This window comes from Streptococcaceae bacterium ESL0729, assembly GCA_029391995.1.
GTDB lineage: Bacteria > Bacillota > Bacilli > Lactobacillales > Streptococcaceae > Floricoccus.
The window spans coordinates 1,363,518-1,388,160 of the sequence record CP113924.1; the positions used below are offsets into that span (position 1 = coordinate 1,363,518).

24 protein-coding genes are annotated in these 24,643 nt (G+C 40.6%); 3 read left to right on the forward strand and 21 right to left on the reverse strand.

Annotation, left to right across the window (positions count from 1 at the left end; all coding sequences use genetic code 11):
* Positions 1 to 2 precede the first annotated feature (2 nt).
* From OZX68_06725 to OZX68_06740, 4 genes are read right to left on the reverse strand one after another with little or no spacing between them, the layout of a single operon-like run.
* Positions 3 to 1,328, reverse strand: a complete 1,326-nt coding sequence (locus OZX68_06725) for a dihydrolipoamide acetyltransferase family protein (GenBank protein WEV60605.1) — start codon at positions 1,326 to 1,328, stop codon at positions 3 to 5.
* Positions 1,321 to 2,301: an alpha-ketoacid dehydrogenase subunit beta gene (locus OZX68_06730; protein WEV60606.1), complete on the reverse strand. Its 981-nt coding sequence runs from the start codon at positions 2,299 to 2,301 to the stop codon at positions 1,321 to 1,323. Before OZX68_06730 ends, OZX68_06725 begins: the two co-directional genes overlap by 8 nt.
* Positions 2,302 to 3,411, reverse strand: a complete 1,110-nt coding sequence (locus tag OZX68_06735) for a thiamine pyrophosphate-dependent dehydrogenase E1 component subunit alpha (GenBank protein ID WEV60607.1) — start codon at positions 3,409 to 3,411, stop codon at positions 2,302 to 2,304.
* Between the two features lie 3 nt (positions 3,412 to 3,414).
* Positions 3,415 to 4,410, reverse strand: coding sequence for a lipoate--protein ligase (locus OZX68_06740; protein ID WEV60608.1), 996 nt, complete (start codon positions 4,408 to 4,410; stop codon positions 3,415 to 3,417).
* 228 nt (positions 4,411 to 4,638) lie between these two features.
* On the opposite strand from OZX68_06740, the gene OZX68_06745 reads away from it, so the two are divergent.
* Entirely contained in the window at positions 4,639 to 5,346 is a 708-nt protein-coding gene (locus OZX68_06745) for a gamma-glutamyl-gamma-aminobutyrate hydrolase family protein (GenBank protein WEV60609.1), read from the forward strand.
* 41 nt (positions 5,347 to 5,387) lie between these two features.
* Here OZX68_06745 and gltX read toward each other — a convergent pair whose 3' ends face one another.
* The 9 genes from gltX to OZX68_06790 form a co-directional block, all read right to left on the reverse strand.
* Positions 5,388 to 6,848, reverse strand: a complete 1,461-nt coding sequence (gene gltX, locus OZX68_06750; protein WEV60610.1) for a glutamate--tRNA ligase — start codon at positions 6,846 to 6,848, stop codon at positions 5,388 to 5,390.
* 104 nt (positions 6,849 to 6,952) lie between these two features.
* A complete protein-coding gene (ispF, locus tag OZX68_06755) occupies positions 6,953 to 7,432 on the reverse strand; it encodes a 2-C-methyl-D-erythritol 2,4-cyclodiphosphate synthase (protein ID WEV60611.1) in 480 nt (159 codons plus the stop codon).
* Positions 7,422 to 8,087: a 2-C-methyl-D-erythritol 4-phosphate cytidylyltransferase gene (ispD, locus tag OZX68_06760; protein ID WEV60612.1), complete on the reverse strand. Its 666-nt coding sequence runs from the start codon at positions 8,085 to 8,087 to the stop codon at positions 7,422 to 7,424. Before ispD ends, ispF begins: the two co-directional genes overlap by 11 nt.
* Before the next feature lie 36 nt (positions 8,088 to 8,123).
* On the reverse strand, positions 8,124 to 9,203 hold the full coding sequence (locus tag OZX68_06765; GenBank protein ID WEV60613.1) for a PIN/TRAM domain-containing protein: 1,080 nt from the start codon (positions 9,201 to 9,203) through the stop codon (positions 8,124 to 8,126).
* 174 nt (positions 9,204 to 9,377) lie between these two features.
* Positions 9,378 to 10,742, reverse strand: a complete 1,365-nt coding sequence (gene radA / locus OZX68_06770; GenBank protein ID WEV60614.1) for a DNA repair protein RadA — start codon at positions 10,740 to 10,742, stop codon at positions 9,378 to 9,380.
* Between the two features lie 24 nt (positions 10,743 to 10,766).
* Complete coding sequence (locus OZX68_06775; protein WEV60615.1) at positions 10,767 to 11,213, reverse strand: dUTP diphosphatase; 447 nt, start codon at positions 11,211 to 11,213, stop codon at positions 10,767 to 10,769.
* A gap of 74 nt (positions 11,214 to 11,287) precedes the next feature.
* Positions 11,288 to 12,046 carry a DUF975 family protein gene (locus tag OZX68_06780; protein WEV60616.1) on the reverse strand — a complete coding sequence of 253 codons (759 nt, stop codon included), beginning with the start codon at positions 12,044 to 12,046 and terminating at the stop codon, positions 11,288 to 11,290.
* Positions 12,047 to 12,473: 427 nt separating this feature from the next.
* Positions 12,474 to 13,160, reverse strand: coding sequence for a rhomboid family intramembrane serine protease (locus OZX68_06785; protein ID WEV60617.1), 687 nt, complete (start codon positions 13,158 to 13,160; stop codon positions 12,474 to 12,476).
* Positions 13,157 to 13,702 carry a 5-formyltetrahydrofolate cyclo-ligase gene (locus tag OZX68_06790; protein ID WEV60618.1) on the reverse strand — a complete coding sequence of 182 codons (546 nt, stop codon included), beginning with the start codon at positions 13,700 to 13,702 and terminating at the stop codon, positions 13,157 to 13,159. Before OZX68_06790 ends, OZX68_06785 begins: the two co-directional genes overlap by 4 nt.
* A 137-nt stretch (positions 13,703 to 13,839) precedes the next feature.
* Between OZX68_06790 and OZX68_06795 the strand changes: the two genes are divergently transcribed.
* Complete coding sequence (locus OZX68_06795) at positions 13,840 to 14,040, forward strand: cold-shock protein (protein WEV60619.1); 201 nt, start codon at positions 13,840 to 13,842, stop codon at positions 14,038 to 14,040.
* Between the two features lie 168 nt (positions 14,041 to 14,208).
* Positions 14,209 to 15,765 carry a zinc ABC transporter substrate-binding protein AdcA gene (locus OZX68_06800; protein ID WEV60620.1) on the forward strand — a complete coding sequence of 519 codons (1,557 nt, stop codon included), beginning with the start codon at positions 14,209 to 14,211 and terminating at the stop codon, positions 15,763 to 15,765.
* A gap of 25 nt (positions 15,766 to 15,790) precedes the next feature.
* On the opposite strand, the gene OZX68_06805 is transcribed toward OZX68_06800, so the two are convergent.
* From OZX68_06805 to OZX68_06840, 8 genes are all read right to left on the reverse strand, one after another.
* Complete coding sequence (locus OZX68_06805; protein WEV60621.1) at positions 15,791 to 16,942, reverse strand: N-acetyldiaminopimelate deacetylase; 1,152 nt, start codon at positions 16,940 to 16,942, stop codon at positions 15,791 to 15,793.
* Positions 16,943 to 16,960: 18 nt separating this feature from the next.
* Entirely contained in the window at positions 16,961 to 17,668 is a 708-nt protein-coding gene (dapD, locus tag OZX68_06810) for a 2,3,4,5-tetrahydropyridine-2,6-dicarboxylate N-acetyltransferase (protein WEV60622.1), read from the reverse strand.
* Between the two features lie 54 nt (positions 17,669 to 17,722).
* Positions 17,723 to 18,523, reverse strand: coding sequence for an energy-coupling factor transporter transmembrane protein EcfT (locus OZX68_06815; GenBank protein ID WEV60623.1), 801 nt, complete (start codon positions 18,521 to 18,523; stop codon positions 17,723 to 17,725).
* Complete coding sequence (locus OZX68_06820; protein WEV60624.1) at positions 18,516 to 19,370, reverse strand: energy-coupling factor ABC transporter ATP-binding protein; 855 nt, start codon at positions 19,368 to 19,370, stop codon at positions 18,516 to 18,518. Before OZX68_06820 ends, OZX68_06815 begins: the two co-directional genes overlap by 8 nt.
* Positions 19,346 to 20,185, reverse strand: coding sequence for an energy-coupling factor ABC transporter ATP-binding protein (locus tag OZX68_06825; GenBank protein WEV60625.1), 840 nt, complete (start codon positions 20,183 to 20,185; stop codon positions 19,346 to 19,348). The genes OZX68_06820 and OZX68_06825 overlap by 25 nt, the downstream gene beginning before the upstream one ends.
* A 105-nt stretch (positions 20,186 to 20,290) precedes the next feature.
* Positions 20,291 to 20,887, reverse strand: a complete 597-nt coding sequence (locus OZX68_06830) for a hypothetical protein (GenBank protein ID WEV60626.1) — start codon at positions 20,885 to 20,887, stop codon at positions 20,291 to 20,293.
* Positions 20,888 to 21,054: 167 nt separating this feature from the next.
* The gene (locus tag OZX68_06835) at positions 21,055 to 21,780 is read right to left on the reverse strand and encodes a WxL domain-containing protein (protein WEV60627.1); all 726 of its coding nucleotides are present in this window, start codon (positions 21,778 to 21,780) and stop codon (positions 21,055 to 21,057) included.
* Between the two features lie 435 nt (positions 21,781 to 22,215).
* The gene (locus OZX68_06840; GenBank protein WEV60628.1) at positions 22,216 to 24,534 is read right to left on the reverse strand and encodes a hypothetical protein; all 2,319 of its coding nucleotides are present in this window, start codon (positions 24,532 to 24,534) and stop codon (positions 22,216 to 22,218) included.
* Between the last annotated feature and the right edge of the window lie 109 nt (positions 24,535 to 24,643).

Genomic DNA, 24,643 nt, shown 5'->3' on the forward strand with positions numbered 1-24,643 from the left:
TATTAAACCTCCATCAGCATGTAGTTAGGATCAGCAAGTAATTTTTTCAAATAATTTATAGCTGATTGGGCTAACATTCCATCAATTAACCTATGGTCAAATGAAAGAGATAGTTTCATCATGTTACCAACAACAATCTCACCCTCTTCATTGACAACTGGCTCTTTAGCAATTGTTCCAAGCCCTAGGATTACTGATTCATTAACGTTAATAACCGGAGTAAACCAATTTCCACGGGCAGAACCAATATTTGAGATGGTGATAGTTGATCCACTTGATACATCAGGTGTCAATTTACCGTCCCGTGCCCTAGTTGCAAGGTCTGCAATTTCACTTGCAATAGCCAAAATAGACTTGCTGTCAGCATTTTTCACTACTGGGACAAAGAGACCACTTGGGGTGTCAACAGCAATTCCCACATTAATAGCTTCAGGGTAAACAATCTCAGACTTGGCCATATCGACATGGGCATTTAGATCTGGGAATTTTTTAGCCATGGCTGATAAAGCCTTAGCCACATAAGCTAGATAGGTTAATTTTACTCCATCTTTTGCTGCAATATCCTTGAAGTTAGCTCTATGTTCCATAAGCTTTGTAACTTCAACTTCTTCAAAGAGGGTTACATGTGGAATTTCTTGCTTTTGGCTAACCATGTTTCTTGCAATAGCCTTCCTGATTGGACTCATCGGAACGCGACCTTCTTTAACAGGAGCTTGTGGTGCTGATTTTTGGCTTACTGGGCTAGCTTCTACTTGAGGAGTAACCTCTTGAGCTTGTGGTGCTGCTTGAGCCTGTGGACTTGCTTGTCCTGCGTCCTTGAAGTTCTTAACATCTTGTAGGGTAACTTGACCGTGACGGCCTGTTGCTGGAACCTTGGTCAAATCAACGCCGCTAATTCGAGCGAGCCTTCTAACCGATGGCATAGCCCTAATTTTTCCGTCAATAATCGGAGCTCCAATTTTTTGAACGGGAGCCTCTTCGACTGGAGGGGTTGGTTGGACTGGTGCTGGTTGAGCTGGTGTTTCTGCTGGAGCAGGGCTTGGTGCCTCACTTGCTGCTGGACTTGCTTGACCAGCTGCAGCACCACTTCCATCTCCATCAAATTCTACCAAGGGAGCTCCAACTTCAACAACAGTACCCGCTTCAACGAATAATTTTGTTACTGTACCACTGTAAGGTGAAAGAATTTCCTGAAGTAATTTATCATTTTGTACTTCTGCTAGGGTATCATCTTCCTTGACCTTGTCACCAACCTTTACAGACCATGATGCAATCTCACCCTCATGCATTCCCTCACCGACATCGGGCATTTTAAAAATCTCAGTCATATTCCACAATCTCCTTAACTTTTGCTACAACATCATCCACTTGCGGTAACCAGTCGTTTTCTGCCATTGAGAATGGGTACACACTATCTGGTGCTGAAACACGACCGATTGGTGCCTTTAGACTTAAGATGAAACGTTCACTGATTTCTGCCATAATGCTACTTGCAATACCAGCTTGTCTTTGTGCTTCTTGGGCAACTACCACGCGACCAGTTTTTTCAACACTCTTACCAATTGTTTCAACATCAATTGGAGATACTGTTCTAAGGTCAATGACCTCAACTGAAATTCCTTCTTTCTCAAGGTTTTCAGCTGCCTTCAAACAGTTGCCAACCATTCCACCATAGCTAACGATAGTTATATCGCTTCCCTCACGGGCAACAGCTGCCTTATCTAGGGGTGTTGTGTAATATCCTTCTGGTACTTCTGCCTTGACTGAACGATAAAGTTTTAGGTTTTCAAGATAGATGACTGGATCATTTGATTCAATGGCTGCCAGTAAAAGACCCTTGGCATCAGCTGGATTACTTGGCATGACCACCCTTAATCCAGGAGTTTGGGCCATTAAGCCCTCCAAATTATCCGCGTGCATCTCAGGCGTATGAGTTCCACCACCATAAGGCGAGCGGACAACAATTGGGAATTGCTTGGTTGCACTAAAACGGAAGCGATTCCTTGCCATTTGAGCTGCAATGGAATCCATTACCTCAAAGATGAAACCAAAGAATTGAATCTCCATGACTGGGCGAAAATCTTCTGTTGTAAGACCTATAGCCATTCCACCAATGGCACTTTCTGCTAGAGGAGTATTGAAGACTCGGTCTTTTCCATATTTGGCATTAAGGCCTTCTGTAGCCCTAAAAACTCCACCATTTTCACCAACGTCCTCACCAAAAACAAGGACATTTTCATCCCTTTCAAGGGCAAGATCAAGTGCTTCTGTGATAGCTGCAATATAAGTTTTTACTGCCATTTATTTTCCCTCCCCTTCAAACTTCTTAATTTGCTCTTCCATGATAAATCCTGGTTGTTCAAAGGTATTTTTGATGAAATCTGATACCTTTTGTTTAGGTACATTATCAGCCTGTTTGACTGCATCATCGATTTCACTGTTGACTTCTGCCATGTATTTTTCCTCAATATCAGTAGACCATAGGCCTTTACCTTCAAGGAATATACGCATCCTGATTAGTGGATCTTTTTTATACCAAGCTTCAATGTCTTCTTTAGTCCTATAACGAAGGGGATCGTCTCCACTCATTGAGTGTGGCTCCAAGCGGTCACAAAGGGTCTCAATCAAGACCGGACCATTACCTGAAACTGCCCATTCACGTGCCTTTTTAGCAGCGATATAGCAGGCCAAAGCATCCATTCCATCAACAACAATACTTGGAATACCAGCACCCCAACCCTTAGAAGCCAAGTGTGGTGCAGAACTTTGAAGATTACGCGGAGTTGAGATGGCAAAACCATTATTTTGAATGAAGAAAACGGCATTAGCCTTATAAGCTCCTGCAGTATTCATTCCTTCATAGGTATCCCCTTGAGAAGAACCACCATCGCCTGTATAAGTATAAGCGACTGACTTCTTGCCCCTCATCTTCATTCCAAGGGCGATTCCTGCTGCTTGAACAAACTGAGCTCCAATAATAATCTGTGGGAACCAAGTTTTTACATCACCCATTTGGTTCCCAATTTGATGACCACGGCTCCACAAGAAAGCCTTGTAAATAGGAAAGCCCTTGTTAATCATTTGCGGAATATCACGGTAACCTGGCATCAAGAAATCATCATCAGTAAAGGCATAACTTGTCGCAGATTGACTGGCTTCTTGACCACGAGTTGGAGCAACAAAGCCCAAGCGTCCCTGTTTAGCAAGTTTTGTGCTTCGCTCATTGAGGACATACTGCCTAATCATAAGCTTCATAATATTGACCAAGTCGTCATCACTGATACCTGCTTCATCAAAAAGCTCCTGATCAACTAACTTCCCATCATTATCTAAAACTTCCAGTGTTGGAAATTCTAAATCTTGGGCTTCCATTTGTTTCTTAAAATCTAAAATTTCAAGACCTTTTGTCATATACTAAACCTCCTTAGCACTTTCAAACAAACTTGCAACTTCTTCAGGGGTAATTGTTCCAAAATATTTCTTAGATTCATATTTTTTAAGTAAATCAAGAATTTTCTCTTCATCAAAAGGTAGGCCAACAAACTTAGGAACAATGTTGTCAACGTCTTCCACATCAAGGAAGTCCCCTTCAAATGTTATTGATTGGATAATACCCTTTTCAACCTGAGCCTTAATATCAATGATTCCACCTGTGAATTTTTCATGGGCATGATAATTGAATTTTGGACTTTGGCCGTAATTCCAATCCCAACTTGAAAACTTATCCTTGGCAGCCTTTTTAATCTCAGCCAGTTGGTCTTCATTTAAAACAATCTCTGCATCCTTATCATGGTCAGATAATTCATACCTTACAGCTTCATGGAATTCTTCAAAGGTAAGTTCTGGTACCACATCATGGATATTTCCTACCCTGCTACGCACGCTTTTCACAGCTTTTGAAATGAATTTTTCATCACTTACATTAAGAGCTCTGACAAGAGTTTCAACATTACTGTTAAAAAGTAGGGTTCCGTGGTGCATGAGGTAGCCGTTGGCATAACGCTGGGCATTACCACTTATCTTCTTACCATCTACCATAAGATCATTACGACCGCTAGCAACAGCTGGAATTCCAAGTTTATTTAGGGCCCGAAGCATGGGTTCCACAAACTTCTTCCAATCAACCTTGTCAGGATGATCCAAAGGAATAATGAAGGTAAAATTAAGGTTACCTAGGTCATGATAGACTGCTCCCCCACCTGTAACTCGCCTAACAACCTCAATTTCATGCTCCTTAATAAAGGGTGCATTAATCTCTTCAAAGGTGTTTTGGTGTTTTCCAACAATCACGGCATTTTTATTTTGCCAAAGGGCAAACACGGGCTCACTGGGCTTCAATTTAGTTAGTAACCACTCATCCATGGCAATGTTAAATGGAGCCGTTTTATTATTATTAATGATATATCTCAAGTGCTTCTCCTTTTCTCTAATCGCCACATATAGCAGCAATCCTAGCAATCGCTTACAATTTTCATTGTAAGTTATTTTGTGATTTTTTACAAATTATTAGGTTTTTTCTTCTATAATAGGGCTTTAAAAGCAATAATTTAGCCAACTTAAGTCAAATAGCTTGTTAGTAGATGATTTTTCTGTTATGTTTATACTTACGCTATAAATAAAGACGAAATGAGGTAGAAAATGGCTATAATTGGTATTGCAGGAACAACCTTTAATGAGACAGAGGAGCTTCCCTTTCATGGTAACAAGGTAATTTACACCAGAAAAGGATTCACCGATGTTATCCAGGATTTAGGGCACACTCCTATTATTATCCCCCAAGACCAACCTGAAAAGGCTGCGACCTATATGAAGCTTGTTGACAGACTCCTTCTAACTGGTGGCGAGGACGTAAGCCCTCGTTTTTACGGGGAAGAAGCTTCTACAAAGCTTGGGAAGACTGACTCTAGTCGAGATTTGTTCGAATTCGCCCTGATTGATGAAGCTGTAAAAGCCAACAAACCTATTTTAGGTATTTGCCGAGGCTTGCAGGTTCTCAATGTTAAATTTGGCGGTAGTCTCTACCAAGACATTTCCCTTTCAGGCAGCCAGATAAAACACCTGCAAATTCCTACCAAGCAAATTTTCTCAACCCATCCTGTCAAACTAAAAGACGGGGGCATCCTTGACTTTTTAGGCAAGGAGCACTGGGTTAATTCCTTCCACCACCAGGCTGTTAAGGAACTTGCTCCAGGATTTGACGATATCGCTTACGCAAGTGATGGCTTGATTGAAGCCATTCATAACAAGGAAAATAGGGCCCTAGGTATCCAGTGGCATCCTGAAGCTACCTGGGATTTATCAGCTGGTGACAAGCAAATTTTCTCCTACTTTCTCAATCAACTTTAAAATAAAAAAAGCAAGATGACTCACATCTTGCTTTTTTTATTTTATTTAAGGCTGTCTTCAAGGTGCTTAACAGCTTTTTCTTTTCCAAGAAGGTAGATTGTGTCAGGAAGTTCTGGACCGTGCATCTCACCAGATACCGCAATACGGATTGGCATGAAGAGGTTTTTCCCTTTGATTCCTGTTTCCTTTTGGACTTCCTTGATTAGTGGGAAGATGTTTTCCTTCTTGTAGTCAACGTCAGGAAGGTTTACAAGTTTGTTCTTGAAGGCCTCAATAACGACTGGGCTAGTTTCAAGTTCAAGGATTTCGCGGGCTTCGTCAGATAGCTGAGGGAAGTCGCCGTAGAAAAGGTCAGTAAGTTCGATGATTTCTTCACCGTACTTAAGTTGAGGCTTGTAAAGGTCAACAAGGTAAGGTGATTTCTCGTCAAGACGTCCTGCTGCTTCAAGGAAAGGTTTTGCAAGTTCAAAAACAGTTTCTGAATCAGCTTCCTTGATGTACTGGTTGTCCATCCACTCAAGTTTCTTCTGATCGAAGGCTGCTGGTGACTTGCTTAGACGACGCTCATCAAAAAGCTTAACCAACTCTTCCTGTGAGAAGATCTCTTGCTCACCACCTGGGTTCCATCCAAGAAGGGCGATGAAGTTGAAGATCGCTTGGCTCATGAAGCCTTTCTTGCGGTAGTCTTCGATGAATTGGAGGGTATTTGTGTCACGTTTAGAAAGTTTCTTACCTGTTTCGCTGTTGATGATAAGAGTCATGTGACCAAATTGTGGTGCCTCCCAGTTAAGGGCTTCATAGACCATCAGCTGTTTAGGTGTGTTTGCGATGTGGTCGTCCCCACGGATAACGTGTGAGATGTCCATTAGGTGGTCGTCAACTACTACTGCGAAGTTGTAAGTTGGGTAACCGTCGCGTTTTTGGATGACCCAGTCACCACCGATGTTTTTACCTTCAAATTCGATTTCACCCTTTACCATGTCGTCCCACTTGTAGATTGAATCTTCAGGTACTTTTAGGCGAACAGTCGGTACGATTCCAGCTGCTTCGCGGTCTGCGATGTAGGCAGCTTTTTCTTCTTGGTTCATACCAGTGAATTCAGAGATGTAAACTGGTGGAAGACCTTTTGCTTCAAGAGCTTCGCGGTCAGCCGCAATCTCTTCTTCAGTCTTGTAAGACTTGTAGGCACGCCCACTTGCTAGAAGTTCTTCGACATATTTTTGGTAGATGTCAAGACGCTCAGACTGGCGGTAGGGCCCGTATTTTTCGTTAGGATTTTGTGGGCTTTCGTCCCAGTCCATTCCTAGCCAAGCAAGGTTTTCAAGCTGGCTGCGTTCTCCGTCTTCAACGTGACGTTTCCTGTCAGTGTCCTCGATACGGATGATGAAGTCTCCTCCGTAGTGGCGGGCAAATAGGTAGTTGAAAAGGGCTGTACGGGCATTACCGATATGTAGTAGTCCTGTTGGTGATGGTGCATAACGCACGCGAATTTTTTCTGACATGTTTCCTCCAATTATACAGATTAAAAGGGCAAGCCAAGGCCACCCTCAAAGGTCAATGACCTTTACTTATAGATAAGTATAACACAAATGTTTTTACAAACAAATTAAGATTTTTCAATTAAAACAACGGCCTCACAGGCCATACCCTCACGCCGGCCAACAAAGCCAAGTTTCTCTGTCGTTGTGGCCTTGATGTTGATATTTTCTACTTCCGTATGAAGGATTCTTGCAATATTCTCCTTCATTTTGTAAAGGTGGGGCTTCATCTTAGGTGCCTCAGCAAGAATTGTTGCATCAACATTTCCAATTGTAAAACCAAGAGAGACCATTTTTTCATAGGTATCTGAAAGAATCTTTGTTGAAGCTATCCCCTTGATTTCTGGGTCAGTATCTGGAAAGGCATGGCCAATGTCACCAAGGCCCAAGGCCCCAATAATTGCATCAGTAATAGCATGAAGGAGGACATCAGCATCACTGTGGCCCAAAAGACCATAGGGATGATCAAGTTCAACCCCACCAATAATCAACTTTCTACCTTCAACAAGCTCATGGACATCATAGCCCTGACCAATTTTAATCTTCATCTTCCCTCCTTAAAATAAGCTCAGCCATAAAAAGATCATCGGGGGTTGTAATCTTTATGTTGCTATAAGACCCTTCGACAAGCTCAACCTTAGAAGTCGAAAATTCTTCCAGAAGGCTAGCATCATCTGTCCCTAAAAAGCCCAAATCATGAGCTTTCATATGAGCCCTTCTGATTTCTTCAGTCTCAAAAAATTGAGGAGTTTGGGCGGCATACAAGCGTGCCCTGACAGGGGTCTTCTCAATGTGTCTACCATCATCTGACATAAGCTTGATGGTATCCTTAACAGCTACGGCAAGGATTGAATTAGGATGATTCATGAGAAGTAAAAGCTTATTCTTAGAAACAAAGGGGCGGGCTCCATCATGGATCATAACATAGGGTGAACTTACAAGTTCTAAGGCATTCCTCACACTATCCTGGCGTTCCTTACCACCTTCGACAAAGTAAACCTCATCACCCACATAGGATTCAAAAATTTCCCGTTCAGCTTTTTTTCCAACTAAAAAAATTCTATGGCAATTTTCGTCTGCCTTAAAAAGGTCCAAGGAATACTCAAAGATTGGCTTACCCTTTAATTTGAGAAAAACCTTATTCTCCTTAGCTTCCATCCTACGACCTGATCCAGCCGCTAAAATTATTGCATCATATTTCATCTTACTTATTTTATCTATCTTTTCTTTTTAATTATTTTATGCTTCAACCAACTTGGCAAAAATCATACGACCTGCATTTGTTTGGATGGAGCTTGTGACCTCAGCCCTTACCATGTCATCAATCTTGTCATCAGTATCTTCAACAACAATCATAGTACCATCTGGCATGTAGCCAATCCCCTGGTGACGCTCAGTTCCCTTTTTAATGATAATAACATCAAGCTCTTCTCCTGTTACAACCTGAGGCTTAACAGCATTGGCAAGCTCATTGATATTAAGAACCTGAATCCCTTGAATTTCAGCTACCTTATTAAGATTGTAGTCATTGGTAATCAAACTTGCCTTAATCTCACTTGCCAGCTTCAAAAGCTTGGTATCGACCTCATGAATATCCTCATAATCCTTATCACTTGTTTCAACATGAATATTTTTAAGCCCTCGAATGGCATTTACAAGGTCTAAACCTCGCCTACCTTTTGCCCTCTTAAGCTTATCATTACTGTCAGCAATCAACTGGAGCTCAAAAATTACAAAATTAGGAATTAGAATGGTACCGCTGATAAAACCAGTTTTTAAAACATCAATAATCCGCCCATCAATGATCGAGCTTGTGTCAAGAAGCTTACTATCGTGGTAAGGAGAATTTACCTTTACCTGGTCACCTGCCTTGTCATCTACTTGAAAATTTTTCTTCTTAGAAAACATAGACGAAATCTCACTACCTCGGCTAGAAAAAATCCTAAAACCAACATAGGCAAAACCAATCATCAGAGCAAGGGGCCCAATGCTACTAACATAGGGTAAATCTAAGGCCCAAAAACCAACACTGGCAATAGTTCCAGCTATAAGTCCCAAAAGACTTCCAATTGAATTTAAGGCAAGCTTTTGCAGGTTCAAGTGACTAATATACTCATCAAGCTTTGCAAGACCCCTTAAAATTGGCTTATCAACAACAAATGATAAAAATAAAAAAATAATTGCACCAATAACGCTATTGATAAAGTCACTGTTTTCAAGAGCTGGCTGCCTTAAAAACGACCACAGATGAGGTAAAAAGGCTTCTCCAACACTAACCCCAATAACGACTATTAAAATTTGAACTATTAACTTTCTCATATACACCTCCTTGTATCTATATCTACCCTTCTACTGTTATTCTACCATAATACCACTTAAATCTAAGATTTAAAGTAGTTTATCAGTTTATTTTTACAAAAAAAGATTAAAGATAAATAAAGATATCAAACGGGTCAGTATTAATATGAGCTACTAGGCTTGTAAGACTAGATGTTAGCCAAATACTACCTTTAAGACTTCGTTGACTGTCGTAAGTCCAATGGCTTCAATTCCTTGCGGAATAACCAAGCCTTGCAGGCTATTTTTAGGCAGGTAAACCTTCTTAAAGCCTAATTTTGCTGCCTCATTGATCCTACTTTCAATCCTGTTGACCCGTCTAATTTCACCAGTTAGGCCAATCTCTCCGATGAAGCAAACATCAGCTGGAGTTGGAAGCTCCTTATAACTTGAGGCAATGGCTACTGCAACAGCCAAATCAATGGCTGGTTCATCAAGTTTTACTCCGCCTGCTGATTTTAGAAAGGCATCCTGATTTTGCAGGAGGAGGCCTGATCTTTTTTCAAGAACAGCCATAATCAAGCTGACCCTGTTAAAATCAAGGCCTGTTGTCGTCCTTTTGGCATTACCAAACACAGTCGGTGTTACAAGGGCCTGAATCTCAACCAAAATTGGTCTCGTTCCTTCCATGGACACGACAATAGCACTTCCAGTAGCTCCAGCAAGACGCTCCTCTAAAAAGACTTCTGAAGGATTTGTTACCTCAACCAAACCAACTGACTGCATCTCAAAGATACCAATCTCATTGGTTGATCCAAAACGATTTTTAACAGCCCTTAGTATCCTAAAAGTGTGCTGGCGTTCTCCTTCAAAATAAAGGACAGTATCCACCATATGTTCAAGCATTCGAGGTCCAGCAAGACTTCCTTCCTTGGTCACATGACCCACAATAAAAATGGCAATGTTATTAGTTTTTCCAAGTTGCATGAGTTCTGCTGTAACCTCCTTAATCTGAGATACAGACCCTTGAACACTAGTAATTTCAGGACTCATGACTGTTTGAATGGAGTCAATTATTACAAAATCAGGCTGCAATTTTTCAATTTCTGCCCTGATATTTGCCATATTGGTCTCAGCATACAGGTAAAAATCGCTATTCACATCTCCCAGACGCTCGGCCCTAAGCTTTATCTGCTGGGCACTCTCTTCCCCTGAAACATAAAGGACACGCCCCCTATTAGCAAGCTGGGTTGATACCTGTAGAAGAAGGGTTGATTTTCCAATTCCTGGGTCCCCTCCAATCAGAACAAGGCTACCTGGAACAACTCCTCCGCCCAAGACACGATTAAATTCATCAAGATCAGTTTCAACCCTTAAGGTTTCCTGACTTTCAACCTCCTCAAGCTTCATGGGACGGCTCTTCTCACCACTTAGGCTTACCCTGGCATTTTTTACAGGGCCTGCTTCAACCTCTTCAACAAAGCTCCCCCAAGCTCCACAGTTGGGACAGCGTCCCAGATATTTAGGCGAATGATAGCCACAATTTTGACAGATAAATGTTGATTTTGCTTTCTTGGCCAAGGTGACCTCCTAATCTTTTAAACTTTATTTTCCAGTGCTTCCAAAACCGCCAGTTCGCTCACCAGTTGCCAAATCTCCATCAGCTACCAAATAAGGCATAAAAACGCCTTGAGCTATTCGTTCACCCTTCTCAATAAGGACATCCTGATCAGTAATATTTTTCATTTGGACAAAAATTTCACCCTCATTATTGGGATTATTATAATAATCCTTGTCGATGACACCGACTGAATTGATGAGGACAATTCCCTTCTTTCGTGGGTTACTGCTTCGGTCATAAAGGTAAAGGACCTCCTCATCCTGCATGTAGGCCTTAAGACCCGTTGGTACTAGGCCAATTTCAGAAGCCTTTATAACAAATTTATCGGAAGCTTCTATGTCATATCCAGCAGCATGCTTGGTTGAACGTTTGGGTAAATTAACTCCCTTATCTTCATAAGCACTTACGACTTCAAATCCACGAATTTTCATTATATCTCCAATACTATATACGTTTTCTTTCTTAATTATAACAAAAAATACCTACAAGTTTGTAGGTATGATTTTTAATATAGGTCAAGGCCTTCTTTTTCAGGGGCAAGTTTAAGGTAGAAGTTTTGCAGGCTGGTCCTATAATATGGTAGGACGTAGAAGATAGCTAGTCCTAGGGTCAATCCCACCAAAATAAACCATAAAATAAAGCTCAGGTTAAAAAGAAAGAATTTGAAGCGGTGTCCTGCCATAAGATTTTTACTCTTACTGATGCTCTCTCTGGCCGAGATTTTTATACCCTGGTCTATATAATCCTTGTAGATATTTGTTGCCTGAGCATATGAGTAACTTTTAGCTATGACAAAAATAGTCCCAAATATTCCTAGTAGAATAGGAAGGAGGTAAAAAATTGGCTCCAAGCCCTTGTAAGAAAAGGCCATCAGAAGAATGGTTATAAGGGCCGCAAACAAGACAATCAAAAGGGCCAAATAGATGCTAACTAAGATATTAATTATAACAACAGGGAAAAAATACTTCTTTTGTAAAATCTCTGACTGTTGATCAAGGGGACGACCGCTCGGACGACCTAGACGCAAGTTATCAAGGGTGACATAGTCAGCACTATTTGATGTAATAAACATGGCCACAGTGATTAAAAAGGACAGGATGCTTGGAAAACTTATATAAAAATTATCGTAGCTAACGTCAACCTGGGAACCAAGGCTTGCACTCATGATTGAAAGGATTATTGTAATCGACCATAAAATCAGGCTGTACTTCAGATTTCCATTAACAAAAGCCTTAGCCTCCTTCTTAATTGATTTAAAATTCATAAAAAACTCCTTTATACTTTTTTATTATGAAACTTTTATTTATTATAATAGTTTTCAGGCCAATATACAAACTAAACCCATAACCAAAGTGCTAAATTTACCAAATAAAAGGCAGCATAGGCCCCCACCTATGCTGCCTTCCACATGACTAGTCCTGAAAAATGCCCTTATTTCTAAAACTAGCTGTGAAACCTATCCTTTTCTTTCCCAAAAAAGCTCCATACAGGCTCGTCCAACTTGAATTATCAGCTATAATCTTTTCTTTTTCATGTAAAATAAATTCAGTATGTCAAATACCTGCTAAAACTCCGTAACCTATTTTTCCTATCAAAATAGGTTAAATCGGATACCGTATATCCACTAGTATAATACCATAAAATTTTTTTAAAATAAACGCTTACCTATCTTTAGGGTAAGCATTAACCAGCTAAAATCCGAATTTTAAAAAGGGTATAGCAATGAGAATTACAAGAATGGTAATAAAGATAAGGACTGCTAGGAACCTAACTGACCTACTTGTTCTAACCCTATAAGTCGGAAGATTGACCGAAAATACCAGAATTAGGCCACCCAAGGCTCCACCCACATGACCCAGAAGGCTAATGCTTGGATCAAAGAGATTAAAGGCCAGATTAAAGAGAATCAAGGCCAAATATCCCTTAGAAAACTCCTTTAGGGCCTGAATTTTACTAATGTAGCCGAGGCCTACAACAGCTGCAAAAATTCCAAAAAGAGAGGTTGACGCACCTGCTGAAAGAGAAAAGGTGTCAAAGCAAAAGACAAAGGCATTTCCGAAGATACCAGAACAAAGGTAGAGGATTAGATAATTAAAAGAGCCAAAAATCTCCTCCAAATCCCTACCAATGAAATAGATGATAAAGGTATTAGATAAAAAGTGCATGAGTCCAATATGAACAAAAATCGGACTAACTAGCCGCCATAGATGGCTGGGATGTTCAAGAATATCTGGGCCCCACAAGGCCCCAGAGGCTAAAAGATTCCTTGGGCTTGTCATATTTGAGCCATATCTCACATACATGCAGACAAAAACAAGGCTTGTAAGAGCCGTCAAAAGATAGGTCACCCTATGTTTTTTATTATAGGTAAAATTCACTTGTCTTCCTCGCTTCCTTCATAGAAAAAGATCTCATCAACCCTTTCATCATAAACTTCCGCCTGAATCTTATCCCTTTGAAAATCAAAGGCAAGACTTAGGGTAGAACCCTTAAAATGACTAAGATAGCGGTCATAAAAACCGCCCCCATAACCTATGCGGTAGCCACTTTCCCCGTCAAAAACAAGGCCTGGCACCAAAAGCAAATCAGGCACACCTTCTTGGCTAACTCTTGGTTCCAAGATACCAAATTTCGATCTAATTAACTTATCTGGCTCATAGGGGAAAAAGGCCATTTTACCGGGACCCATAACTCTTGGAATAAAAATATCCTTACCCCTAGCCCTTAGCTCCTTGATGAGGTAGGAAGTGTCAAATTCAAAGGGCATGCTCATAAAAAGGCCAATTTTTTGGGCCTTAAAAACCTGCTCATGCTCTAAAAATTTTGAGCTGAGATAGGCTTCCTGCTTCTTCTTCTCTAAGCTATTTTGTTTTTTTAAATGCTCAAGCATTGCTTGACGACTTATTTCTTTTCTTTTCATATTATCTATGATATACTAAATTTGTATTTTAGTTAAGAATTAAATCAGTGCTTGTTCCATTCTGTAAAAGGATTCAAATGTTACACACTTTTAAGGCTAAAAGAAGATACAAATAAATTTTAGGAGTGTGTAATATTATGGCACAAGGTACTGTTAAATGGTTTAACCCAGAAAAAGGATTTGGTTTCATCACTGCTGAAGATGGTAAAGATGTATTCGTACATTTCTCTGCTATCCAAACTGATGGATTCAAAACTCTTGAAGAAGGTCAAGCAGTTGAATTCGACGTTGAAGATGGTCAACGTGGACCTCAAGCGGTTAACGTTACAAAAGCTTAATTTCGATTAAGTAAGAAAGTCAGCCTAGGCTGGCTTTTTTTTGTAGCATTTTTTATAGTTTTTCCCTAAATTTTACGACTACACTTGTAAACGATGATAGCTTTTGTTATAATTTGACCTTACCCTATGCTTATATATTATAAAAACAATCATAAATAGGAGAGTCAGATGAAAAAAGAAGCAAAAACAGGAATTTCAAGAGTTAGATACAAGGCCATCCTTTGGGGAAGCATTCTCCTGGCCTGTAGCCTACAAGTCCTAGCTGCCTGTAGCCCAGCAAAATCTTCAAAAGATGGAGATAGACTAGAAATTATTGCAAGTTTTTATCCAGTCTATGCCTTTACTAAGGAAATAGTCGGAGATACAGGAGAGGTTAAGCTTCTTGTACCAGCAGGTAGTGAAGCTCATGACTATGAACCATCTGCCAGAGACCTTGCAAATATTAGTAAGTCAGATGCCTTTGTCTACCATAATGACAATATGGAAACCTGGGTCAAAAAAGCCCAAGAAAATTGGCAGAAAAGTGACCTTAAGCTTATAAATGCTACTAAGGATATCCTACTTCTACCAGATGATGGCACGAGTCACGATCACGACCACACTGGTAGCGACCACAAGCACGAATATGACCCCCATACTTGGACCTCACCTTATATGGCCATTAAGGAGGTCAAAAGTATTGAGCAACAACTAATCACCCTCTATCCTGATTTGGCAGATAAATTTAGGGAAAATGCTAGTAAGTATCTGGAAAAACTAGAAGCCCTTGATAGTGAGTTTACAGAAAAGTTAGGCCAGGCCCAGCAAAAGAACTTTGTCACCCAGCACTCAGCCTTTCGCTACCTTGCCCTTGACTACGGCCTAAATCAAGTCCCCATTTCTGGCTTAAATCCTGACAAGGAGCCATCAGCTGCCCGCCTTGCGGAGCTTAAAAAATATGTGGCAGAAAATGACATTAAATATATCTACTTCGAAGATAACACCAGCGACAAATTTGCCAAAACCTTAGCCAAGGAAGCAAAAATTCAAGTAGCTTCACTTAATCCCCTTGAAAGCCTAACGGATAAGGACCTAAAGGACGGGAAAGACTATATTTCTGTCATGAAGGAGAACCTTGCTTCCCTGATGAAGACAACTAGCCTTAAAGGTACAGATATAAAGGCAGAAAATCCATCTGAGACTACAAAAACTGTAGCAAATGGCTATTTTTCAGATAGTGATGTCAAGGACCGCAGCCTAAGCGACTACAAGGGAGACTGGCAATCCGTTTATCCCCTCCTTCAAGCAGGAGATCTTGATCAAGTTTTTGACTACAAGGCAAAAATTAAAAAAGACATGACCGCTCAAGCCTACAAGGAATACTACCAAAAGGGTTACGCAAGTGATGTCAATCAAATTAAAATCACAAATGACAGCATGACCTTCATCCAAAATAGTGCCAGCTCAAGCTATAAATACAAGTATGTCGGCTATAAAATTTTGACCTACAAAAAAGGAAACAAGGGAGTCCGCTACCTCTTTGAAACAGATGATCCTAATGCTGGTCAATTTAAGTACATTCAGTTTAGCGACCATAATATAGGACCTGTAAAAAGTAGTCATTTCCATATCTTTTACGGAGGTGAAAGCCAGGATAAACTTTTAGAAGAAATAGACAACTGGCCTACCTATTACCCGCAAGACATGTCTTCTTTTGAAATTGCTGAAGAAATGTTAGCCCATTAAAAAAGACTGCCTAAGGCAGCCTTTTTTATTTAGCAGTTCTAACTTTTAAGTAGTCACTGATTTCCTTAACAGCAAAGGCCAGAGCATCCTCGTCCGGTGTCATCTTAGGATGGTGGAGGGCATAAGGACTATCAACTCCCAACCAGAACATAACTCCAGGTGTCTTATGAAGGAGGTAACCAAAATCTTCTCCGGTCATACTTGGGCCAACCTCTCTAAAGTCAACAGAGTCCTTGTCCTCAAAATAATTCATTAGCTTAAGGGCCAGGTCTGGATTATTTTCTACCGGTAGGTAACCCTTTTGATCCAAGATAACATGAGCTTCCACCCCGTAAGATAAGGCAATCCCTTCAGCCATCTCCCTGACCCTTTTTTGGGTTAAAAGATTCATTTCAGTGGTAAGAGTTCTAACTGTTCCCCTGACTGTTGCTTCTTCCGAGATTACATTGTCTGTATTTCCTGAATTGAAGGATCCAATTGTCACAACAGCTCCCTCAACGGGGTTTACATTTCTACTGACAACTGACTGCACTTGGGTTACAAAGGCTGCAGCTGCAACCAAGGAATCTCTGGTATTATGCGGAAAGGCTGCGTGTCCTCCCACTCCTTTAAAGGTGATGTTCAAACTACAAGTTCCTGCAAAAAGAGTTCCTGCATTGGTTGCAATTGTTCCAACAGGTAGATCAGGATTTACATGAAGACCATAAAATTCATCAGGTAGCCAGTCACCAAAGGCACCAGCTTCGTACATAAGCATGCCCCCAGCCTCATTTTCTTCAGCTGGTTGGAAGAGAAAGAGCATGTTATTTTCAGGTTGCTCAATAAGCATCTCCTCTAAAAGTCCAAGGGCAATGGTCATGTGAAAATCATGACCACAGGCATGCATGCGACCTTCATGAGTTGACTCAAAATCAAATCCAGTCTGCTCAACGATTGGAAGACCATCAATGTCTGTTCGCCAACCAATTGTCTTTTGCGGATTTTTACCTTCAAGCATGACTAAAATTCCAGTCTGCCAGGTTTTAATCTTAACAAAATCCTTACTAGCTGCAAGCTCCTTGATTTTATCCATCAAGTAGCTGTGAGTTTTAAACTCACACAGACCAATCTCGGGAATTTGGTGGAGGTCTCGTCTAACTTCTACTAAATTAAGTGAATTAACTTTTTTATTATCCATATTATTCACCACTAGTAATTACAAGGTTCTTAAAGCTTCTTCAAGGGCTGTTTTAGCTTCTGTTTGAGCATCAATTTCCTTGATGACGCGGGCTGGAACGCCGGCCACAACTACACCTTCTGGAACATCTTGAGTTACGATTGCTCCTGCTGCTACAACTGAATTTGATCCTACTTGAACTCCTTCAATAATAACGGCATTTGCTCCCACAAGAACATTATCACCCACACGAACAGGATCAGCACTGGCTGGCTCAATCACACCAGCAAGGACGGCTCCAGCCCCAATGTGGCTATTTTTCCCAACAGTTGCACGCCCACCAAGGACAGCCCCCATGTCAATCATGGTTGATTCACCAATGACTGCTCCAATATTAATGACTGCACCCATCATGATGACAGCATTATCACCAATCTCAACCTGGTCACGGATAATGGCACCTGGTTCAATCCTTGCCTTAATCTCCTTCATATCAAGTAGGGGTACAGCAGTATTACGACTATCATTTTCAATCACATAATCAGCCTCTGCTAAATCACTTAATAAAGGTTTAATCTCCTCCCAGTCTCCAAAAAGAAGACCAAAGCTCTTGTCAGCTGCCTTAAATTCCTTAACTGTTGCAGGCACCTGACCAATCTCACCCTTGTAAGTCACCTTGACTGGTGTCTTTTTCTCAGCTTGTGCAATAAATTGAATAATTTCTTGAGCATTCATTTTTGAAGTCATTTTTTCTCTCCCATAACTATAATAAAGTAAATTACCTACAAATTTCCTAAAATATTACTTGTAAATATTCCAAGTATATAATATTACAACCAATGCTACAAATGATAAGACAAGTCCCGTATCACAAAGCTTCCACTTGAGGATACGATACTTGCTTCTTCCTTCACCACCGCGAAAACCCCGGCTTTCCATGGCAATGGCCAAGTCGTCTGCCCGCTTAAAGCTTGACACAAAGAGCGGTATTAAGATGGGAATGACGCTCTTGATCTTCTGCATGAGATTACCCTCGCCAAAGTCCATCCCCCTCGATCTTTGGGCGTTCATGATTCTTGTGGTGTCATCCATAAGAGTCGGAATAAAACGCAGGCTAATCGAGAGCATGAGACCAATATCATAGACAGGCACCCCCAATTTTTTAAGGGGAGAAAGGCCTGTCGCCACCCCGTCAGCCAGGGTCAAAGGTGCTGTTGTAAGAGTCATAACCGTACTTAGAACCACAATTAAGATAAGCCTTAGGGCCATGTAGAAGGCATTAAGTAAGGCTCCTGCTGTAATCTTTAAAAACCAAATCTCAAATAAAAGCTCGCCCGACTGGGTAAAAAGAATCTGAAAGAGAGCTGTAAATAAGATAAGACCAATCATGGGTTTTAAACCTGTGTAATAGTAGGAAAGCTTAATCTTAGATAGGAGAACGGCTAGTAAGGTATAGACTGAGAGAATCAGGTAACCTACTAGGTCAGTCGCCATAAAAATCACTACAACAAAGGCAAACATGACTAAAAGTTTGCTCCGAGGGTCCATGCGGTGAACAATTGAGTTGCCTGGAAGATAGCGGCCCATTATTATTTTATCCATGAAGCTTATCCTCCAACATATCAGCCAACTCCCCTCTAGTCACAGGTAGATGGTCAAAAATCATGCCCCGCTCCCTAAGTTTTAGGGCAAAATCAGTGGCCTTAGGCACACCCAGCTGATTTTCCTTCATAAAGTCAACATCCTGGAAAATCTGACCAGGCTGACCTTCCTTGGCCAAGTGTCCCTTATCAAGAATGTAGACGTAATCAGCATAGTCTGCCACATCATCCATCAAATGGGTTACAAGGACAGTCGTAAGCTTGTGCTTGTGGTGGAGGTCATAAAAAAGCTCCATCATCTGGATTCTAGCCTTGGGATCAAGACCTGCAGTCGGCTCATCAAGGACCAAGACCTCAGGATTCATGGCAAGGATTCCAGCGATAGCAACCCGCCTCATCTGACCACCTGAAAGTTCAAAGGGTGAACGGCTAAAGAGGTCCTCACTAATACCCACAAGGGTTAGTTTTTCACGGGCCAACTCTTCTGCCTCCTTCTCTGAAACTCCAAAATTCTTAGGGCCAAAGGCCACGTCCTTTAAGACAGTCTCTTCAAAAAGTTGGGCTTCAGGAAATTGGAAGACCACGCCCACCTTTTTCCTAATTTTTTTGAGGTCCTTATTTTTACTGTCCTTAGTAATCTCTGTGTCAAAGACACAAATCTTACCCTGACTAGGTTTCACAAGACCATTTAAATGCTGGAGCAGGGTTGACTTTCCAGACCCCGTATGACCAATAAGGGCCGTATACGAGCCCGTTTTTATATTCATATTTATATCAAAGAGAGCCTGACTCTCAAAGGGAGTCTTCTCCTGGTAGACATAAGCTACTTTTTCAAATGTAATTGCCATAAATAATCAACAAGCTCCTCTTCATCCATGTATCCATCAGGAAGCTCAAAGCCCCTATCTTTCAAATCAGCCTTGAGATTTGAAGTAAAGGGAACATCAAGTCCGATGGCTACCATATCCTCTTCCCCTTCAAAAATCTCCTCAGGCCTTGCAATCTTAAGAACCTGACCATCACCCATGACGATAATTCGATCAGAATTTACTGCCTCATCCAGGTCATGAGTTATGGAGATAACGGTCAAACCGTACTGATTCTTTAAATCCTTGACAACCTTCATGAGCTTGTCACGTCCGCTAGGATCAAGCATGCTTGTTGCCTCATCAAGAATGACAAGGTCAGGCCTTAGGGCAATAACGCCTGCGATTGCTACCCGCTGCTTTTGACCACCTGAAAGTCTAGCAGGCTCCTTGTCCTTAAAGGCCGACATACCGACTAAATCAAGGACCTGATCTACCCTAGCTCCCATCTCTTCATGGCTTAAAGCCTGATTTTCCATGCCAAAGGCTATATCATCTTCAACAGTCGCCCCGACAAATTGATTGTCTGGATTTTGAAAAACCATGCCAATTTTTTGGCGGATGTCCCAGACATTATCTTCCGTCAAAAGGCTTCCTGCGACCTTGATTTTTCCATCAAGCACAGGCATTAACCCATCAATCAAACGTGCAGTTGTTGATTTGCCCGAACCATTTCGGCCAATGATGCTTACCCATTCCCCCCTATAAACATCAAAACTCACACCTGATAAGTTAAGCCTATCACTATCTTCTTCATACTTATAACTTATGTTTTCAATTTCAAGAATTTTTTCCATTCTATAATTATATCATGCAAGGAGCTTCTTTGCATAGCCAGGGCCTGGGCTGGCTTAAGGGTTCTTATATAAATAAAAAAAGAAGGGATATCCCTTCTTGAAAACTTATGTTTTAGGTACCTGGTACAAGTCATAGCTAATCTTGCCTGAAATACTATCACCAAATTTGAGCTTGTTACGTGAATCTTCAAATGAAATCCTAATATCTTTAAAAAATTGTGTAATAAATCCAGTATTCTCCCACGTATTTTCTTGCTCCGATTTAGCGATAATAAAATCATGGCCTGTAGTAGCTCCACTTGCGACATTCCCAAAACTTGTAATCTTATAGGAGGCCTTACTCTTAACTTCCGTCAGATGATTTTCGGGAATACTTGCCTTCAGATACCAGCTCCTACTACTTTGATCATTAAAAATCTCAATTTGATTTTTTGACTTGGGTATCTTACTGGTAAGATTTTGCCTCCTTTGGTCAAAGTAATTTTCAAACATATAGGTGTCTGGTATATAGGTCATGGAGAGTTGGTCTGAGAGCGGTAAATCCCCACCACTTTCATAAAAATCAGCCATACTAACAGGTGATTTGCCATCCTCAATGATTATGGCAACAGGTGTTGAATCAAGCATTTCATTTGCTCTAGCAAGAATCCCTCCCGTAAAAAGGCCCGTAAAGCTCAACAAAATTAAAAAAAATCTTAACATCTAAGACTTGTGTCCTCCTAATAATTTCTTGGTTGAATAAATCTATCCAACCACCTTAGTATTATACACAAATTTCGTGAAATTTTTCATAAATTTTTTGAGATTCAAGATATTTTGCAACAAAAAAAGAAGAACCGAAGTTCTTCTTAATGACTTGAGCTAAAAAATTAGCTTGGGTCTGTAACCATGTAAAGTTGGTAATCGATAGTACCGTTGACTTGGTCACCAGCTTTAAGTTGGTTCTTGCTGTCTGTAAAGTTGATAGAAACTGCTGTAACTTGGGTTGAGATAGTACCAGTGTTGTTTGCTGATGAAGGTGAAGCAGCACTCTTAGCTACAACTCCGTTGTAACCTGTAGTTGCAACGTTAGTTGCAGTACCGTTACCGTTAGCTCCATTAGTTGTAATGTTGAACTGTGTTACAGGAAGATCTGCATCAGGTGTTCCAGGTGTTCCTGGGTTTACTGCACCAAGAGTAAGAGCTTGTCCACGTACTTCAGCTTTAACATTCCATACACGGCTTCCACGGTCATTGAAGACTGTAATAGCATCAGTACCATCACCAGGTGTACCACTACCGATAGTCCCTGAAGCAATTGAGTAAGTACCATTAGATACCTTTTGTGAAAACTCGTACTTAGTTGGTACATGCTCTAGAGTCAAGCTAGTTTGTCCAGGAGCAACTGGTGATGTTGGATCTGTTGGAACAGGTGGGTTGATTGGGTCAGGATTTGGGTGAACAGTGTCATCATCTAGAATTGTGATGTTAAACTGTGAATTGTTTGTTTGTCCTGTAACCACGTGATTTTCATCAGCAGCGAAGGCTGTAGCAGCTCCAGATCCAACAAGAACAGCACCAGCAAGACCAAGTCCTAGTAATTTCTTTGCATTCATTAAAGAATACCTCCTAAATATAATGTACTAAGGTTCATAGGTAAACCTGAGTAGTGATGATTGTATACCTATAATCAAGCACTGCGCTGTCTTATAGTCTCCGGTAATCGTGCTTAATCTGATTATCCGGTCTATCAGTATCCTTTTAAAGGGGGAAAGATACTCATAGACCAGATAAGCAAAGTAAGTCATAAACCACCGAAGGTATATACTTGCCTAAGTAAAACTTTGATTCCGATAAGGTAGCTAGTGAATATGATTCAAAGCACACCTATCTTATTTGTTGTGAATATAGTAACAGATAACTTAGATTATAAAGAAGCTATTTAACCATGTTTCATCCATATACTACTACAATATTATATTACCATTAGACTTATTATTTTTCCACTAATTTGTATTAAATAACATACTTTTTTGCAAGTTACTTAATCACTAGGGAGCATTAACAAGGGTCCAGGTAATACCTAGCGAGCTATAGCTATTTATGGGAATGTAGTCGTCACTTTTTAGAAGGACGCCCTCAGTCTCAAGCCAAGACTTGTTGTAAGTAATGCTTCCATTACCATCAGTCGAGGTGGTTGTACCCGTAGTCATAGTACCATTTGACGCCTTACCAAAGACCGCATTATTATTAAGGGCACTTGCAGTATCAGATGGATTTTTCTTCCAAACCAGGCTAAAAGGTGCACTTCCTTGGACAGTAGCTACCAAATTCCAGCCAGGAGTTGTGTTAATGCGTGAGTCTTTGACGCTAAAGGCCATACTGTTACCACTATCCCTATTGAGGATACCCTTGGTATTTACCATGTATCTGCCAGTCCAGTTAAGTTGTGACGGAACACTCTTTAGGGCTACCATGCCATCAACACTAACGTTCATAGCTAAGACAGCGTTTACATTGGTATTTGCTGTACTTTTAACAGGTGTTAGATTGCCATCAAGAGTTTTTCTAAAGGCCTTGATAAGGAATTGTCTGTTATTAAGCTTAACAGGTAGATTAGCTGAAGGGATGGTAAAGTTAACTTGTGCAAAAGTCGCATCACCAGGGGTTGAAGCAATATTTGCTATATCAGCTCCCACCTGAGTATTGGTAACTGAATCCCATAATTGGAAGACCAGGTTGTTAAAGCGTCCTGGATCATTCCAGTAGAAGGAACCTGTATAGTTAGCCGCATTATCTGTTGCCGTAGTAAGTGAGATATTTTTGGTGCTAGTATCACTTCCATCACTTGACCAAGCAAGACTGACTGGGGTATTTCTAACAAAGGACATGAAAGTCGTCTGTGTCAAACTTTGTGTCTGACTTGGTGAACCTGTCGTAAAAGCAGGACCTCCAGTCCTTGTATAAACATCATTGATACCAGTCCAGGTACCAGGATTATCCTGGCTAACAAAGCTCTGATAGTTACTATTGGTAGGCGTATTGATGTAGGAATTATAACCCAAGGTATTAGCTCCAAAGGTATTGAAGTTAATATTTACATTACCTCCGACTGGCTGACCATTATTTGGAGATAATCCACCTTCAATCAAAAGTCTAGCTGCATCATTAATATTGAAGTTACCTTGACCATTTATACTCATGGCATCTCCATTGGCTGATGAGAAGACAGCACTAGAATTTTTAGGCATGTTTACTGTGATATTTTGAAACATAGATGTATTAATTGAGTGGATATCTAGGTTGGCACCTTCAGCCAAGGTAAAATTTGGTGTGAAGCCGGTCTGATTTATAAATCGACCTGTTCCCAAAACAGGCGTCACTTGTTTTGCATAAAAAGTACCATTCTTACCAATATTAACATTTACCTGACTAGCACCACTATAGATTATATCGTGCCTAGTTGTTGGGACAATAAAGCTTGCATTTTCTCCAATTGTTATATTAACAGGTGCAGTAGTAGTAGCTGAGTATATAAAACCCAAATTATACTGATTATTATCATTAACTGTCGTTGTACTATTGTCTTCGAAAACAAAGTTAGAACCCTCTGCAAATTCTTGTGAATACGGGCCACCCATCATATTGAAAGTATTAGTCCCCCGAAAAACAACCTTATTAGTTCCACCAGTCAAATAAATAGGCTGCGAACCATAGTCAGAAAAATAGCTAAGGTTCTCGACAATCAAAGTATTGCCAGTTTGTGAATCTGAGCCTGCTGGAGCAATCCCATAATAATTTCCGGCATTCATTGTGTTGTTAGATCCTAAAAGACTTGCTTTCCCAAAAGAAATATTCTTGTAGTATATCGTTATGTTATTACCACTAAAGTACAGTCCCTGTTGCATATTTCCACCACCATATGTGATAGCCCATTTTCCCTGACCATCAACCGTGATATTACGCTTAACTGGATAGCTATTAGTACCAAATGATAAATCAGCGGTCAAAATGATATTACTAATATTGGAGTTTCCAAGTGCAGTTGTTAAATCCGTAAGGCTCCCAACATAGGCAGTCGATGCATCCATGGTTGATACAGCAGCCAAGGGGCCAATAGACCTAGCTGCTGGACTAGCTGGAACCTCAGAAGTCGAGCTGCTATCAGAAGACGTAGAAGCTACAGATGATTCGCTGGCGTTTGAAAGAATTTGGCTAGATGAAAGAGACGAACTCACTTGTTCAGAAATTGAAGACGTTCCTGAAGGTTCTGAACCAACTCCTTCCGCAAAAATTGAACCGCCTTTTAGTAAACCTACAGACAAACAAGATAAAAGCATGGCTCCTTTAAAAAAAACTCGATATCTCAATTTGTCCCTCCTGTACTTCTATCCATCAAAACAGCAAACTCTAACCGCTTTAATGAAGTTATTTTAATAAATTAATGTATACATATCATATCGTGAATTGGATATGTGA